This window comes from Ottowia thiooxydans DSM 14619 (assembly GCF_000422885.1).
Classification (GTDB): Bacteria; Pseudomonadota; Gammaproteobacteria; order Burkholderiales; family Burkholderiaceae_C; genus Ottowia; species Ottowia thiooxydans.
In genome coordinates, this window is the sequence record NZ_AUGX01000011.1 from 124,777 (window position 1) to 137,746 (window position 12,970).

A 12,970-nucleotide genomic window follows, 5' to 3' on the forward strand; every position below is an offset into this window, starting at 1 on the left:
ACATCGGATTGATATGAAATTCTAATACTCAAAAAAATAGAAACCTCTTCTATTTATTTGAGGAATGAGATGAGCATACATGGAAGGGCGTACATCGTGGGCGCCTTTGAGCATCCCACCCGCAAGGCGCCGCACACGTCGGTGGCTCAGCTGCACGCGGAAGTCGCACACGGCGCGCTGGTGGATGCCGGGTTGACGAAGGACGACGTAGACGGGTACTTTTGCTCGGCAGATGCCCCCGGCATGGGGCCGACCTCCATGGTCGAATACCTTAACCTTCGACCTCGTCATGTCGACTCGACAGACATTGGCGGAGCGTCCTACATCACATTGGTATCCCATGCGGCCCAGGCTATCGCTGCGGGGAAATGCAACGTCGCGCTGATCACTTTGGCAGGGCGCCCTCGTAGCGAAGGAGTCGCGACAGGCACGACTCCCCGGGTGAGAAATCCCTCCCAGCCCGACTTCCAGTGGGAGTTTCCATACGGCATTGCCAATGCCAACGGGTACGCCTTGTGCGCCCGGCGACACATGTATGAGTACGGCACAACGAGTGAGCAGCTTGCCTGGATCAAGGTGGCCGCATCACATCATGCGCAACACAACCCGAACGCGATGCTTCGCAAGTTGGTGACGGTTGACGAGGTACTTCAATCACCAATGGTGGCAGACCCCTTGCACCGTTTGGATTGCTGTGTTGTGAGTGATGGTGGAGGCGCTCTCGTCATAGCCAGGCCCGAGATTGCGAGGAAGTTGAATCGCCCGCGGGTGAAGATTCTTGGGACTGGCGAGACCGTAAAACACACCAATGGAGGGGACATTGATCTCACGTACTCGGGGGCGAAGTGGTCGGGCGCCCGAGCCTTCGCTGAGGCCGGTGTCACACCGCAGGACATTCAGTACGCGTCGATCTATGACAGCTTCACCATCACCGTGTTGATGCAGCTAGAAGATTTGGGTTTTTGTGCTACAGGCAAAGGGGGGGATTTCGTCGCAGATGGCAACCTGATTTCCGGCGTAGGGCGCCTTCCGGTCAACACCGATGGTGGGGGACTATGCAACAACCATCCTGGCAACCGCGGAGGCATGACGAAAGTGATTGAGGCAGTTCGTCAACTTCGGGGTGAAGCCCATCCTGCTGTTCAAGTGGCGAACTGTTCTCTTGCGTTAGCCCAGGGTACGGGGGGTATGTTAGCCACGCGGCACGGTAGCGCCACCCTAATTTTGGAACGGGAGTGATCTCCAGATGTCTGAACCCACCAAATATTTAGCACCTTCCCCGATTCCCACGCCCGAGACCGAAAGTTTTTGGACCACTGCCCGTGAAGGCGTTTTCCTCGTGCCGCGTTGCCGAACGTGTGAGCGTGCGCATTGGTATCCACGCGCCATTTGTCCCCACTGCATGGGTAGCGATGTGACGCTGGAACCATCCACGGGTTTGGCGAAGGTGTACTCCTACACCGTGACGCGGCACGCAAGTCATCCGTTTGTATTGGCATATGTGACGTTGTCAGAGGGACCGTCGATGCTGACCCATTTGGTTGGTAAGGACCCTGACGCATGGAGCATTGGTGACGAAGTGCAAGTGCAGTTCCAGGCGACAGATGGCGACTATCCAATTCCAGTATTTGCTCCATATGTGGCGTCAACCCTTAAGGAGCGCTCTGCATGATCAATAAGATTTTTCCGAATCTGGAATCTGCTCTTGACGGCATTGGCGATGGCGCCGTCATCATGATCTCCGGGTTCGGTGGCGCCGGCCTTCCCTTCGAGCTGGTGAACGGCTTGCTCGAACGTGGACCACGCGATCTCACCATTGTGAGCAACAACGCAGGCAGTCAAGGCAAAGGAATAAGCAACCTGGTGCTTGGAGGACTGGTTAGCAAGGTCGTTTGTTCCTTTCCGCGTCAGCCCGGGTCCAACGCGTTCGACGACTTATACCGTGCTGGCAAGCTGGCCCTTGAGCTTGTACCGCAAGGCACTCTTGCAGAGCGTATTCGAGCAGCCGGTGCTGGCATCGCTGGGTTCTACACCCCCACTGGCGTGGGAACTGAACTCGCTCAGGGGAAGGAAAGCAAAGTGATCAACGGCGAAGAATTTCTTCTCGAATATCCGATTCATGCCGACTTCGCGCTGATCAAAGCAGACATGGCTGACAGGTGGGGAAATCTCACCTACAGAAGATCAGGACGCAACTTCGGCCCGCTCATGGCTGCAGCCGCACGCTGCACGATCGCGCAGGCATCGCAACTGGTGGAACTGGGCGGAATTGATCCCGAGGCGGTCATCACCCCAGGAATCTATGTGCAAAGGGTAGTGCACGTCGAAGGTAGAAAAGCATGACCTCAGCATTCACGTACACCCCTAGAACATCCGCTCAGATCGCTGAGGCCATAGTTAAAGATATCCCTGAAGGCGCGTACGTCAATTTGGGAATCGGCTTGCCGATGATGATTGCCAACTGCCTTCCCGCCGATCGAGAAATCATCATCCAAAGCGAGAACGGAATTTTGGGCATGGGTCCACTTGCGCAGGGTGATGAGGTAGATACCGAGCTTGTCAATGCTGGCAAGCAGAACGTGACATTGCTTCCGGGTGGAGCCATCTTCCACCACGGTGATTCATTCTCAATGATTCGGGGTGGCCACCTGGATATTTGCGTACTGGGCGCATTCCAGGTTTCCAGCCGCGGAGATCTCGCGAACTGGCGAACGCTTGATCGCGACGCTATCCCTGCGGTTGGGGGGGCGATGGACCTTGCCAGAGGCGCAAAGCAAGTGTTCGTCATGATGGAGCACCGCACCAAACGAGGCGAATCCAAGCTCGTGGAGCGCTGCTCGTATCCGTTGACCGGTGTCGGTGTGGTCGACCGGATCTACACCGATCTGGCCACCCTTGAGGTGACTCCCCACGGACTGAGAGTCTTAGACCGGGTACCCGGTCTGTCGCATTCAGAACTTGAAGAAATTTCCCAACTAAATCTAATGGAGACATGAAGCATGAGCAACCGCGTAACCCGTCAGCTATTTTTGCGTGCGATCTCAATCACTTTGGCCGGAGCCGCACTGAGCGTACCGCTGTCGGCGAAGGCCGCAGACTACCCAACTCGGCCCGTGCGTATCGTGGTCGGATTCACACCGGGTGGAAGCGGTGATGCCGTAGCGCGCCTCATTGCGCAGTCCTTCAGTACGATCATGGGCCAATCGTTTATCGTGGAGAACAGGGCAGGAGCGAATGGAAACCTTGCAACCGACATGGTGCGGCGCGCAGAGCCTGATGGCTATACGCTTTTCTACACGTCCATTGGTCACGCAACCAATCCATCGTTGTACAAAGACGCTCGCTACGACCCCGTCAAGGATTTCACGCCAATCGGTCAAGTGCTGAGTGCGCCTAACGTTCTCGTGGTTCCGGCCAACTCGCCGTTCAAGACGGTTCAGGACCTGATCAATTTTGCAAAGGAAAATCCTGGGAAGCTGAACTTTGCCTCCTCGGGTGTGGGTGCCTCCGTGCATCTTTCCGGTGAGATGTTCAAGTACTACGCCAAGATTGACATGATGCACATCCCTTACAAGGGATCTGGAAACCTCATGCCTGATCTGATTTCCGGTAACGTGTCGCTCGCGTTTCCCAATCTGCCAACGGCAGTTCCTCTGGTGAAGAGAGGCCAGCTGCGCGCTCTAGGCATCACTATGAACAAGCGCAGCGCAGCAGCACCTGACATCCCCACCATTGCGGAGTCAGGACTGCCCGCATATGACATGTCTACTTGGTACGGGCTGATTGCCCCGGCCAATTTACCTGCGGACATTCAAAAGAAGCTCAATGAGGCACTGCTCAAGACCTTGAACAATCCGGAGATCCGATCAAAACTCATTGCGCAAGGGATGGACCCCAAACCAAGCTCCCCTGAAGAGTTTGCGAAATTCGTTGGAGACGAAACTCAGCGCTGGGCAACCCTGCTGAAGTCTATGAACATCTCAGCCAATTGAATGCAGAGCGCTGAACTACCCCGTTGACAATCAAGACGGTGTGTTCGACGCGGTAGTATGGGGTGACTTCTCACTAGAATAAACCCTGGAGGATCTGCGCCATGGAGCATCGCGTTATCGACCTAGGGGGAGTGCGGATCACCCGTGTGGTGGAATCCGAGGGGCCGTTGCTGCGCCCCGCAGAGATCTTTCCCGATTCGACCCCGGAAATCATCCAGGCCAATCTCGATTGGCTGGTACCCCGTTTCTACGACGCGCAGACGGATCGCCTGATCATCAGCATTCAGTCGTTTCTTCTGGAGACCGAGGGCCGGCGGATCCTGGTCGATACCTGTGTCGGTGATTGCAAGGATCGCGCGCGATCCGATTTTCACCAGCAGAGCTGGGGTTGGCTAGATGGATTGCGCAGCGCTGGCGTATCGCCAGAGCAGATCGACATAGCGGTGTCCACGCACCTCCACGTGGACCATGTGGGTTGTCACACCCGCCTCGAAGGCGATCGCTGGGTGCCGACTTTCCCAAACGCCCGCTATCTGTTCACCCACCCCGAATGGGAGTACTGGAAAAACAACGAGGGGCACCCAGCGCTCGTGCGCTCGGGCGACTACATCGGAGACTCAGTCTGGCCGCTGTTCCACGCCGGCGTGGCCGATCTCGTGCCCATGGATCACGAAATCATCCCTGGCGTGCGCTTGGTGCCGCTGCCCGGCCACACACCGGGGCACGTTGGCATCGCAGTCGAAGGCACGCTCAAAGATGCGTTCCTTACAGCGGATCTGTTCCACCACCCGCTGCAATGTTGTTATCCCCACTGGAACACCCGGTTCTGCCTCGCGCCGGAGGAGTCCCGAGCCACCCGCCAAGCGGTCATGGAGCGTTGCGCGAACGAAGGTACGCTACTGATGCCCGCGCATTTTCCTGCACCTAACGCGGGTCGGCTGAAGCACGCTTCCGCGGATGATCCTAAGGGGCACACTGATCACGTGTATTGCTACACGTTCGAGGATGAGTGATTTCGGGTGTTCGGATTTTTGTCGAGGGAGCAGTGGCAGGGGCCCCGAAAGTGAGGTCTGCGATGTTCAACGGCCTTCAAAACGCGGTTGGCGCTTTTCTGCGAATGCACGGCGCCCTTCAATCCGGTCCTCGGAGTTGCGCAGGACGCCGAAAGTTTGCTGTTCTAGTTCGAGTCCGGCAGCAAGCGGTAATTGGCCTCCAACCTGCGCAAGCTTCTTCACGGCTACAACGGCGAGCGGTGCATTCGCGGCAATCTTGCCGGCCATGGAGCGCGCGACGTTCAACAGGTCCTGAGGTTCGACCACCTTGCTTATTAGGCCGATGCGAAGGGCTTCCGAGGCATCTATCCGCTCGCCTGTCAACAGCATCCACATGGCGTCGGACTGTCCAATCGCACGTACGATGCGTTGCGTACCGCCGCCACCGGGAATGCTGCCAATGCAGACTTCCGGCAACCCGAACATTGCGTTGCTTGAGGCGATGCGAATGTCGCAAAGCATGGCCAGTTCGAGCCCGCCGCCCAGCGCAAAACCATTGATAGCTGCGATCATCGGTTTTTGCGTCTGTAGCGTTGAAACGACTGGAATGCCGGTTTGGGGTCCAAAGTGGAGTTCAGCGAAACTCTCCTGTGGGGGCATGGTTTTCTTAAGATCAGCACCCGTGCAAAAAGCCCGCTCCCCCGTACCCGTGAGAATGCCCACCCGCACATCCTTGCGTGCCGAGATCTCGCACCATGCATCGTGCAATTGCTGTGCAGACTCCGGATCGATAGCATTCATCGCTTCGGGGCGATTCAGCGTCACGGTTGCGATGAAATCCTGTATTTCGATGCTTACCGGCATGTCATTTCTCCTCTCGGGCCGCTGGCAGTGATTCGCCAGGAAAACGATCCAATGAAATTCCCGCTTCTACCAATATTTCGTGTGTGTGCTCTCCGACCAGGGGCGCAGGTCGACGTGGTGGCGTTACCTCGCCCACAGCTCTCAAGGGCGTTCGTGCAAACATCAAATCTCCGGCCTCCGGATGCCGCACCGTTTCCCGCAGATTGGCGCTGATGAAAGCCGGCGAGTTGACTACTTCCGAGTAGTCGTTGATTGGCGCGCAAATAATGTCAGCTGCTTCAAAAAGAGTCAGCCAATCGCTTCGCGGGCGCTGAGTCATGCGCTCTTCCAGGAGCTGGATCAACTCCTGGCGGTGTGCGATCCTTCCCGAAAGATCGAGGAAGCGGGAGTCGACAAGAAGATCTGTACGCTCAAGCACCTTGCACAGTGCTTCCCACCGCGAGGGGTGATAGGCCGCGAGCATGACCCAGCCGTCCTCGCAGCGGACCGCTTCATTTGGTGAAGCGTAGGGTGCGGCGCTTCCTATGCGTTCTGGCGTGACGCCATCAGCGAAATAGGTGGCGAATGCCATCTGTTGCATAGCGACGGCGGAGGCGAACATGCCGATGTCGATCCATTGTCCGGACCCGTCGAGATTGCGTCGTGCCAGCGCTCCAAGCACGCCAATGCTGGCGATGTAGCCGGTCACCATATCTACGATAGGAACCTGCACCTTGCAAGGCGGCGAGCCAGGAAGACCCGTCACACTCATCAGGCCCGAGACGGCTTGCAGGACGCCATCGACACCGGGCTTGTGCTTCCATGCACCCTCTTGACCGTAAGCAGAGATAGAGCAATAGATGACGCTCGCATTGCGTTGACGAACGTCTTCGTAGCCAAGCCCGAGCCGTTGCATTACGCCTGGTCGAAAGCTTTCAACGACTATGTCCGCTTCGGCGGCCAGCTGAAGGGCAGCTGCTCGATGCTGCGGGTCTTTCAGGTCAAGTGCGATGCTGCGCTTGTTTCCGTTGAGCGCCATAAAGCCCAGGCTCTGCCCTTCCACGAAGGGGGCCAGCGCGCGGCACAGCTCCCCTTGTGGAGCTTCTATTTTCACGACATCGGCGCCGAGGTCAGCAAGCGTCTGAGTGCAAAGTGGTCCGGCCGCGACTTGCGTGAAATCGACGACCCGCATTCCGGAAAGAGAGCTCCGAAGCATGTTGTTGTCCCCTCAGCCGCCGCGGAGATTGTTCTCGCGGATCACCTTCGTCCACTTCGCCGTGTCTTCCGTCAGTGCACGCTGCGCCTCTGCCGGCGACAGAAGCAGAGGTTCAAAACCACTCTTGAGGAAGGATTCGGTCAGCGCCGGCGTACGCAGCGTCTTGTCGATCGCGACGCGCAACTGGTCGATGATCGGTTGAGGGGTCCCCGTCGGTACGGTGACATGCCACCAATAACCAGCGCTAAAGCCTGGCACACCACTCTCGCTGATGGTCGGGATTTCGGGTGCCAGCGCGGAGCGCTGGGCACTGGCGACACCAAGGATTTTCAGCTTGCCTTGACGAGCAAACGCCAAGGCGGATGGCAGGCCCAATATTGCCAGCGGCACGTGGCCGCCAATCAGATCGGTCAGCGCTTGAGAAGTACCCTTGTACGGAACATGCACCAGTGAGATGCCGGTCTTTTCGGCCAAGTAGATGCCTGCCAGGTGATGTGGGGAGGCAGTACCAGGTGATGCATAGTTGATTGGCGCCGCGCCTTTGGTTTGAGCAATGGCAAGTAACTCTCGCATCGTCTTGGCAGACAGGCTCGGACCCGCTGCCAGTACGATCGGAACTGTCGCCAGCGTGGCAACAAAGGATAGATCCGTGTTCGGGTTGAACGGGAGCTTTTCGTACAGCAATGGGAGCGTGGGGTCACTGCTTCCACCTACTCCGACTGTGTAGCCGTCTGGGCGAGAGCGAGCCAGCTCGGCAAGGCCAATGGTCGTGCCTGCACCTGCCTTGTTATCGATCACGAAGGGTTGTCCCATTGACGTGGCAACCCGTTCAAACACCGCACGCGCTACGGTGTCGGTTCCGCCGCCCGGAGGATAAGGGACGATGACCCGTACTGGCCGCACAGGGTAGCTGTCTGCCAACGCGGGGCTGAGTGGCGCAAACATTGCCGCCGCAGCGGCCATTGAGAATTCTCTTCTTTTCATGGGATGTCTCCTGAATATTGGATATCAGACAGAGGCACTGCTCAAGCTACGCCCACCGCAGACGTACATTACTTGCCCGGTGACATAGCCTGAGTCTGGCGATGCGAAGAACCGCACCGCGTTCGCGATGTCTTCAGCCTGCCCGATGCGCTGCATGGGCACGGTTTGTTTAAGCGCTTCTTTCGTCCCTGGAGTCAACGTGTCAAACAGGGGTGTTTCGACAATTCCCGGGGCGATGGCATTGGCGGTGATTCCGTTGCGCGCAAACTCTAGCGCCAGACTTCTCGTCAAGCTGACGACACCACCCTTAGATGCGGAGTAGCTGGTTTGCCCTCGATTTCCAAGCCAGGCGCGTGAAGAGATATTGATGATTCGGCCGAACTTCTGTTCCAGCATCACTGGTACCACTGCCTTACAACAGATGAACTGGGATGTCAGATTCGTCTCTATGACACGCTGCCAGAAGTCCAGCTCCATCTTCATCACAAGCTTGTCACCACCGATGCCGGCATTGTTGACCAGCACGTCGATTCGGCCGTTGCGCGCGAGGATTTCTGCGGTTGCCGCTTGCACCTCTTCCATTGAGGTCACACTGACCTGGCGTGCTGAAACGTCAGCGCCGGCACCGCGAAGCTCAGCTGCCGCAACTTGCAGCGCTTGCTCGTCGACATCCCACAGCGCAATACGGCAACCTGCTGCTGCGAGCCCGTGCGCGATGCCCAGGCCAATACCCTTTGCGCCCCCGGTCACGATGGCTGTGAGCCCGGTCAACCCGGTAGAAGTAGCGTAGTCTGTCATGAGTAAATTCTCTTTCAGACTGCGAGGATATGAATGGAGCACGCAGCGTGATCAACACCCCAGATACCTCCGCCGGTGACTTGGCTCAAGCCGATGCGGGCTCCGGAGACCTGACGCTTGCCGGCACGCTGTTGCAACTGTTCGCAAAGTTCAACAATCTGAGCGACGCCGGTGGCGCCCGGGGGGTGGCCTTTGGCGATGAGGCCACCGCTGGCGTTGACCGGAATGCGTCCGCCCAGGGTTGTCGCGCCGCTAGCCAACAATTGGGCCGCTCCGCCGCGTTCGCAAAGGCCGAGCGCTTCGTAGTACAGCAGCTCGGAGATGGTGAAGGCGTCGTGCAGTTCGATGAGGTCCAGATCGCTCGCGCCGATCCCCGCCTGCTCATAGGCCAGCCGTGCCGCGCGGCCCGTTATTTCGGCTTCGGTCATGTCGACCTGATGAACTTCGAAAAGGCCAGACTTGACCACTGAAGCCAATACACGGACCGGCTTGGCAACGCCCCGTGTCTCGCGCGTGGTGAGTACCATCGCCGCGGCACCGTCCACCACGCCCGGGCAGCATTGCAACAACGTCAGCGGGTCGGCCACCATGCGGGAGGCGAGGACCTCTTCACGAGTCACTTCGCGGCAGAACTTCGCAATCGGGTTGAGCATTCCATGGCGGCGGTTCTTAACGGACACGTCGGCGAGTACGTTGCCGGAGATGCCGTGCTCATGCAGGTAGCGTTTCGCACGCATGGCATACAACGCAGGCATGATCATCCCGCGGCGGTTGTTCCAATCTTTCTCGTTCAATGGCAAGGCGCCGCCGCCGAGGCCACTCAGGTGATCCATGCCGAAGACCAGCACGGTGTCGTATTGGCCGGCCCGGAGCGCCTGCAGCGCCAGATGAAAGGCAGTAGCGCCGCTTGAGCAGGCGTTATCGATGTTGTAGACCGCCTCGCCGCCCGTTCCTAATTCACGCAGAGCGCGTTGGCCGGGGAGATGGCCGCCCAGAGCATTGCCGCAGTAGAACGCCTGCACGTCGCGCAGGGTAACGCCTGCATCCCTTAGGGAATCGAGGATGGCCGATTGGGCAAGCGCCTCTTCGGTAAGGTCGGGAAAGCGCCCGAAGTCGGAAATCCCTACACCCGCGATCAGAGCTTCCTTCATTTTGACACTCCTTGCACCGGTTCGAACGCATAGTCTGCAGTGCCGTCTGCTAGCGTGAACGCAACCGCTCTAACGACGTCGCCAATCGCCGGCGTCGCATCGCTCGGCCACACCAGTCGACCGAATACTCTCAAGCCGTTCTCGAAATCCACCATGCCAAGCGAGTAGGAAGGTGCCTTCCCCGGATGGACGGTGGTGAAGGTATAGAGGCTGCCGGCCACACCCATTGGGGTGGGCTCAGCAGCTTGTCCGCCATGAAGAAATTCGGGCGGTGGGAACCGCATTTCTCCCGAATCGGGGTTTCGCGCCGCCATCAACGTTAAGCCGGTTGCATCGGCTCGAAAGTGCGTATCCGGGTACTTTTTGATTTCCATGGATTGCCTCGATGTGTTAGATTGACTAGAGTCCAGTGTATGAACGGACGCTCAATGGAAACAAGGCAGTTTTTCACCTCTGACTTTTTAGCCAATCTAAATTAATGAACCGTAGGCGCCTCCCCTTGCTTGGATTGCGGGCATTCGAAGCCACGGCGCGGCATCTAAGCGTTTCCCACGCCGCCGCAGAACTGTGTGTCACACCGGGAGCCGTCAGCCAGCAGGTGAAATTACTTGAGGATTTAGTGGGGGTGCCGCTGCTGAGGAGAAAGGGGCGTTCCGTCGAATTGACGGATGCAGGGCAGGTGTTGTGCCCTGCGCTTACTCAAGCTTTTCAGACCATTGAGCTGACGCTCAACGTGATTGCCCGCGGCTCTCGCCACGATACGTTGAAGTTATGCCTGCTGCCAACCCTCGCTGAGAAATGGTTGGTGCCGCGTCTGTCCCGCTTCCATGGCTCTCACTCGCATCTCGACATTCAACTCATGACCAGCTTTCGCGAGATACGTTTCGAGGCGGAGGATGTCGATATGGCGTCCTTCATGGGTAAGGATTTGCCCGATGGCCTGGAGGGCTTGCGGCTGTTCGACGACGCTTTTCAGCCAGTGTGCAGCCCGGCATACCTGCGCGATAACTGCCAACTCACCGAAACGGCCGACTTGGCGGAGGCAACGCTGCTGCACTCCGTACGTCGCATGGACGACTGGCCGCGCTGGCTGAGCTTGGCCGGCGCGCCGCAATTGCGACCTCAACGCAGCTTATCGTTTGAAAACTCCTCGCTTGCAATCCAGGCGGCCATTGATGGACTTGGCGTTGCGATGGTTCAGTGTGCATATGTCAAGGAGCCTTTGAAGGTCGGCGCTCTGGTGGCGCCTTTCGATTTGATTGGGCAAGGCGACAACGGCTACTACTTGGTCTGGTCGACCTCTCGGAGCAAGTCGCCGGCCTTCCAGTCCTTTTTGCAGTGGGTGAGGCAGGAGGTGGGTCGAGGAGCGAATTAACCTTCAATGCGGCGAGATGGTGCGGGCGATGCTAGCCAGCATCGCATCGCGGTGGTGATCTAGCTGGCGATCATGGTTCGCGTTGAAGTTCCGCAATCCAAGTTCGAGGATCTTGGCTGCGTCAACTACCGGGATACCGCAATCGTGCAGATCGGGACGCCATCCCAGCGTCTGGAAATCGCGCTCCACCTGTCGGGCAACCAAGTCGGCGAGGTTGAGGTCTGCGCCCGATAGTTTTAAACCCAGCGCCTCGCCCAGAGCCAGGGTTACATCGGGAACTGACGCACCGAGTCCTCTAATCATGGCGGGCGCAAATGCCGCATAGCCCCGGGACTGCGTCACCCCTTCGTAGTGGTTGAAAACGGCGACCGCGCACGCGTAGGCCGCACGCGCCAGCAACTGGCAAGACCACGGCCGACCACCATCTTCCTCGTCGCGGTTCTGCAGCAAGCCTGCGGCACATAGATCGATCAGGTCGGCTGCGTCGGTGTGAGTGCTCAGCCGTGGATAGGCTGTTCGGGCAAGGTGCCAAGCCTGAAGCCGGCTGCCCTTCACGAGTGGATTCGCGGTGGTGAGTGCACCCATGCACATCAGTGACCACCAATAGATCTCGAAACTTGTAGAACGCGCCAACGAGAGTGGTGCCGTCGCGAGCGCTTCGGAATCCCAGAAAACAGCCTGAGGACGAGTCTTTGGGTCGAAGAATTCCAGGTGATGCGCAGACCCGGTGTAGCGCACCGCCGAGCCGCCGCGATTCTGGGCGGACGTTGGTGAAGTCAACACGTTGAAGATCGGCATCTTTGGGGCAAAGAGACGCTGACTCGTCGGCGGCTTGCCGTCGCGATGGACGGTTGCCATGTCGAGAAGAGTCCGCTTCTCGCCGAGCAGCATCGCCACCACCCTGACCCCCTTGATCACGCTCCCCGCGCCCACTGCGATAAGTGCATCCGCACCGGTCTCGCGTGCCATTGCTGCGGCGGCCTCAACGCATTCAGCGGGGGCGCCTTCGGAGATTCCTGCAAAGACGCCTACGATACGCCCGCTAGCCAGGGACTCGATTCGCTGCGTCAGATTGGTTCGTTCATGCACACTGCGCCCACAAACGATCAGCGCGCGCGAAATCCTGCGGCCCTGTAGCTCATTGGGCAACGCTGCCAGCGCGTTCGAGCCCGAGTAGATTTTCAAGGGATAAACGCGTGCTCGGAAATTCTGGATGGTGGATTCTTCTTGGTGCATATTGAAGCGACGACCTATGGAGTTTCACAGCCCAAGAATACGGAAAGGGCGATCGCTTCACAATTCAAATTCGATCGACGTTTCGTTGAGAAAATCTATACGGAACGATTGATCGTTTACCAGAAGGGAAACTCCCCGCGCCGTCCAACCGCACTCGTTCCTCGCGGTTCGCGGGCAATGCTTCAATACGCGGCCTGACTTCGGGGTTCCACACATGGGCAGCGAGCGCTGGGGTTGATCATGGAACTGCTATGCATCGACCATGCTTTCGCAGTCACTCCGGCCAGGTACGCTTAGCCACGCCGCTCGGTAAAGAGATCCAGTAGAACGATCAGATCAATCTACACAGCCGTCCCCCTGTGCCATGCAACCGTTGCAGCTCA

14 protein-coding genes are annotated in these 12,970 nt (G+C 58.2%); 7 read left to right on the plus strand and 7 right to left on the minus strand.

Features of this window, described 5'->3' with window-relative positions; translation table 11 throughout:
• Positions 1-69 precede the first annotated feature (69 nt).
• From G518_RS0110015 to G518_RS34585, 6 genes are all read left to right on the plus strand, one after another.
• The gene (locus G518_RS0110015) at positions 70-1,239 is read left to right on the plus strand and encodes a thiolase domain-containing protein (RefSeq protein WP_028602419.1); all 1,170 of its coding nucleotides are present in this window, start codon (positions 70-72) and stop codon (positions 1,237-1,239) included.
• A gap of 7 nt (positions 1,240-1,246) precedes the next feature.
• Positions 1,247-1,672 (plus strand): Zn-ribbon domain-containing OB-fold protein, encoded by a 426-nt coding sequence (locus tag G518_RS0110020; protein WP_028602420.1) that lies wholly within the window; start codon positions 1,247-1,249, stop codon positions 1,670-1,672.
• Positions 1,669-2,343 carry a 3-oxoacid CoA-transferase subunit A gene (locus tag G518_RS0110025; RefSeq protein WP_028602421.1) on the plus strand — a complete coding sequence of 225 codons (675 nt, stop codon included), beginning with the start codon at positions 1,669-1,671 and terminating at the stop codon, positions 2,341-2,343. Before G518_RS0110020 ends, G518_RS0110025 begins: the two co-directional genes overlap by 4 nt.
• Positions 2,340-2,996 (plus strand): 3-oxoacid CoA-transferase subunit B, encoded by a 657-nt coding sequence (locus tag G518_RS0110030; protein ID WP_036594235.1) that lies wholly within the window; start codon positions 2,340-2,342, stop codon positions 2,994-2,996. Before G518_RS0110025 ends, G518_RS0110030 begins: the two co-directional genes overlap by 4 nt.
• A 3-nt stretch (positions 2,997-2,999) precedes the next feature.
• Positions 3,000-3,992, plus strand: coding sequence for a Bug family tripartite tricarboxylate transporter substrate binding protein (locus tag G518_RS0110035; protein ID WP_028602423.1), 993 nt, complete (start codon positions 3,000-3,002; stop codon positions 3,990-3,992).
• Positions 3,993-4,093: 101 nt separating this feature from the next.
• On the plus strand, positions 4,094-5,005 hold the full coding sequence (locus G518_RS34585) for an MBL fold metallo-hydrolase (protein WP_036594237.1): 912 nt from the start codon (positions 4,094-4,096) through the stop codon (positions 5,003-5,005).
• Positions 5,006-5,071: 66 nt separating this feature from the next.
• On the opposite strand, the gene G518_RS0110045 is transcribed toward G518_RS34585, so the two are convergent.
• From G518_RS0110045 to G518_RS0110070, 6 genes are read right to left on the minus strand one after another with little or no spacing between them, the layout of a single operon-like run.
• Entirely contained in the window at positions 5,072-5,848 is a 777-nt protein-coding gene (locus G518_RS0110045) for an enoyl-CoA hydratase/isomerase family protein (RefSeq protein WP_028602424.1), read from the minus strand.
• A gap of 1 nt (position 5,849) precedes the next feature.
• Complete coding sequence (locus tag G518_RS0110050) at positions 5,850-7,043, minus strand: CaiB/BaiF CoA transferase family protein (RefSeq protein WP_028602425.1); 1,194 nt, start codon at positions 7,041-7,043, stop codon at positions 5,850-5,852.
• A gap of 12 nt (positions 7,044-7,055) precedes the next feature.
• Positions 7,056-8,027 carry a Bug family tripartite tricarboxylate transporter substrate binding protein gene (locus tag G518_RS0110055; protein ID WP_028602426.1) on the minus strand — a complete coding sequence of 324 codons (972 nt, stop codon included), beginning with the start codon at positions 8,025-8,027 and terminating at the stop codon, positions 7,056-7,058.
• A gap of 24 nt (positions 8,028-8,051) precedes the next feature.
• Complete coding sequence (locus G518_RS0110060; RefSeq protein WP_036594242.1) at positions 8,052-8,825, minus strand: SDR family NAD(P)-dependent oxidoreductase; 774 nt, start codon at positions 8,823-8,825, stop codon at positions 8,052-8,054.
• Positions 8,826-8,839: 14 nt separating this feature from the next.
• Positions 8,840-9,976, minus strand: coding sequence for a thiolase family protein (locus G518_RS0110065; RefSeq protein WP_028602428.1), 1,137 nt, complete (start codon positions 9,974-9,976; stop codon positions 8,840-8,842).
• Complete coding sequence (locus G518_RS0110070) at positions 9,973-10,350, minus strand: Zn-ribbon domain-containing OB-fold protein (protein ID WP_028602429.1); 378 nt, start codon at positions 10,348-10,350, stop codon at positions 9,973-9,975. Before G518_RS0110070 ends, G518_RS0110065 begins: the two co-directional genes overlap by 4 nt.
• Positions 10,351-10,454: 104 nt before the next feature.
• Between G518_RS0110070 and G518_RS0110075 the strand changes: the two genes are divergently transcribed.
• Positions 10,455-11,351, plus strand: coding sequence for a LysR substrate-binding domain-containing protein (locus G518_RS0110075; protein WP_028602430.1), 897 nt, complete (start codon positions 10,455-10,457; stop codon positions 11,349-11,351).
• Between the two features lie 3 nt (positions 11,352-11,354).
• Here G518_RS0110075 and G518_RS0110080 read toward each other — a convergent pair whose 3' ends face one another.
• Positions 11,355-12,587 carry an iron-containing alcohol dehydrogenase gene (locus tag G518_RS0110080; RefSeq protein WP_028602431.1) on the minus strand — a complete coding sequence of 411 codons (1,233 nt, stop codon included), beginning with the start codon at positions 12,585-12,587 and terminating at the stop codon, positions 11,355-11,357.
• Between the last annotated feature and the right edge of the window lie 383 nt (positions 12,588-12,970).

Bases quoted from the DNA above. Each gene is read 5' to 3' on its own strand.
- G518_RS0110015 (WP_028602419.1), top strand. From the start codon at position 70: ATGAGCATACATGGAAGGGCGTACATCGTGGGCGCCTTTGAGCATCCC.
- G518_RS0110020 (WP_028602420.1), top strand. From the start codon at position 1,247: ATGTCTGAACCCACCAAATATTTAGCACCTTCCCCGATTCCCACGCCC.
- G518_RS0110025 (WP_028602421.1), top strand. From the start codon at position 1,669: ATGATCAATAAGATTTTTCCGAATCTGGAATCTGCTCTTGACGGCATT.
- G518_RS0110030 (WP_036594235.1), top strand. From the start codon at position 2,340: ATGACCTCAGCATTCACGTACACCCCTAGAACATCCGCTCAGATCGCT.
- G518_RS0110035 (WP_028602423.1), top strand. From the start codon at position 3,000: ATGAGCAACCGCGTAACCCGTCAGCTATTTTTGCGTGCGATCTCAATC.
- G518_RS34585 (WP_036594237.1), top strand. From the start codon at position 4,094: ATGGAGCATCGCGTTATCGACCTAGGGGGAGTGCGGATCACCCGTGTG.
- G518_RS0110045 (WP_028602424.1), bottom strand. From the start codon at position 5,848: ATGCCGGTAAGCATCGAAATACAGGATTTCATCGCAACCGTGACGCTG.
- G518_RS0110050 (WP_028602425.1), bottom strand. From the start codon at position 7,043: ATGCTTCGGAGCTCTCTTTCCGGAATGCGGGTCGTCGATTTCACGCAA.
- G518_RS0110055 (WP_028602426.1), bottom strand. From the start codon at position 8,027: ATGAAAAGAAGAGAATTCTCAATGGCCGCTGCGGCGGCAATGTTTGCG.
- G518_RS0110060 (WP_036594242.1), bottom strand. From the start codon at position 8,825: ATGACAGACTACGCTACTTCTACCGGGTTGACCGGGCTCACAGCCATC.
- G518_RS0110065 (WP_028602428.1), bottom strand. From the start codon at position 9,976: ATGAAGGAAGCTCTGATCGCGGGTGTAGGGATTTCCGACTTCGGGCGC.
- G518_RS0110070 (WP_028602429.1), bottom strand. From the start codon at position 10,350: ATGGAAATCAAAAAGTACCCGGATACGCACTTTCGAGCCGATGCAACC.
- G518_RS0110075 (WP_028602430.1), top strand. From the start codon at position 10,455: ATGAACCGTAGGCGCCTCCCCTTGCTTGGATTGCGGGCATTCGAAGCC.
- G518_RS0110080 (WP_028602431.1), bottom strand. From the start codon at position 12,587: ATGCACCAAGAAGAATCCACCATCCAGAATTTCCGAGCACGCGTTTAT.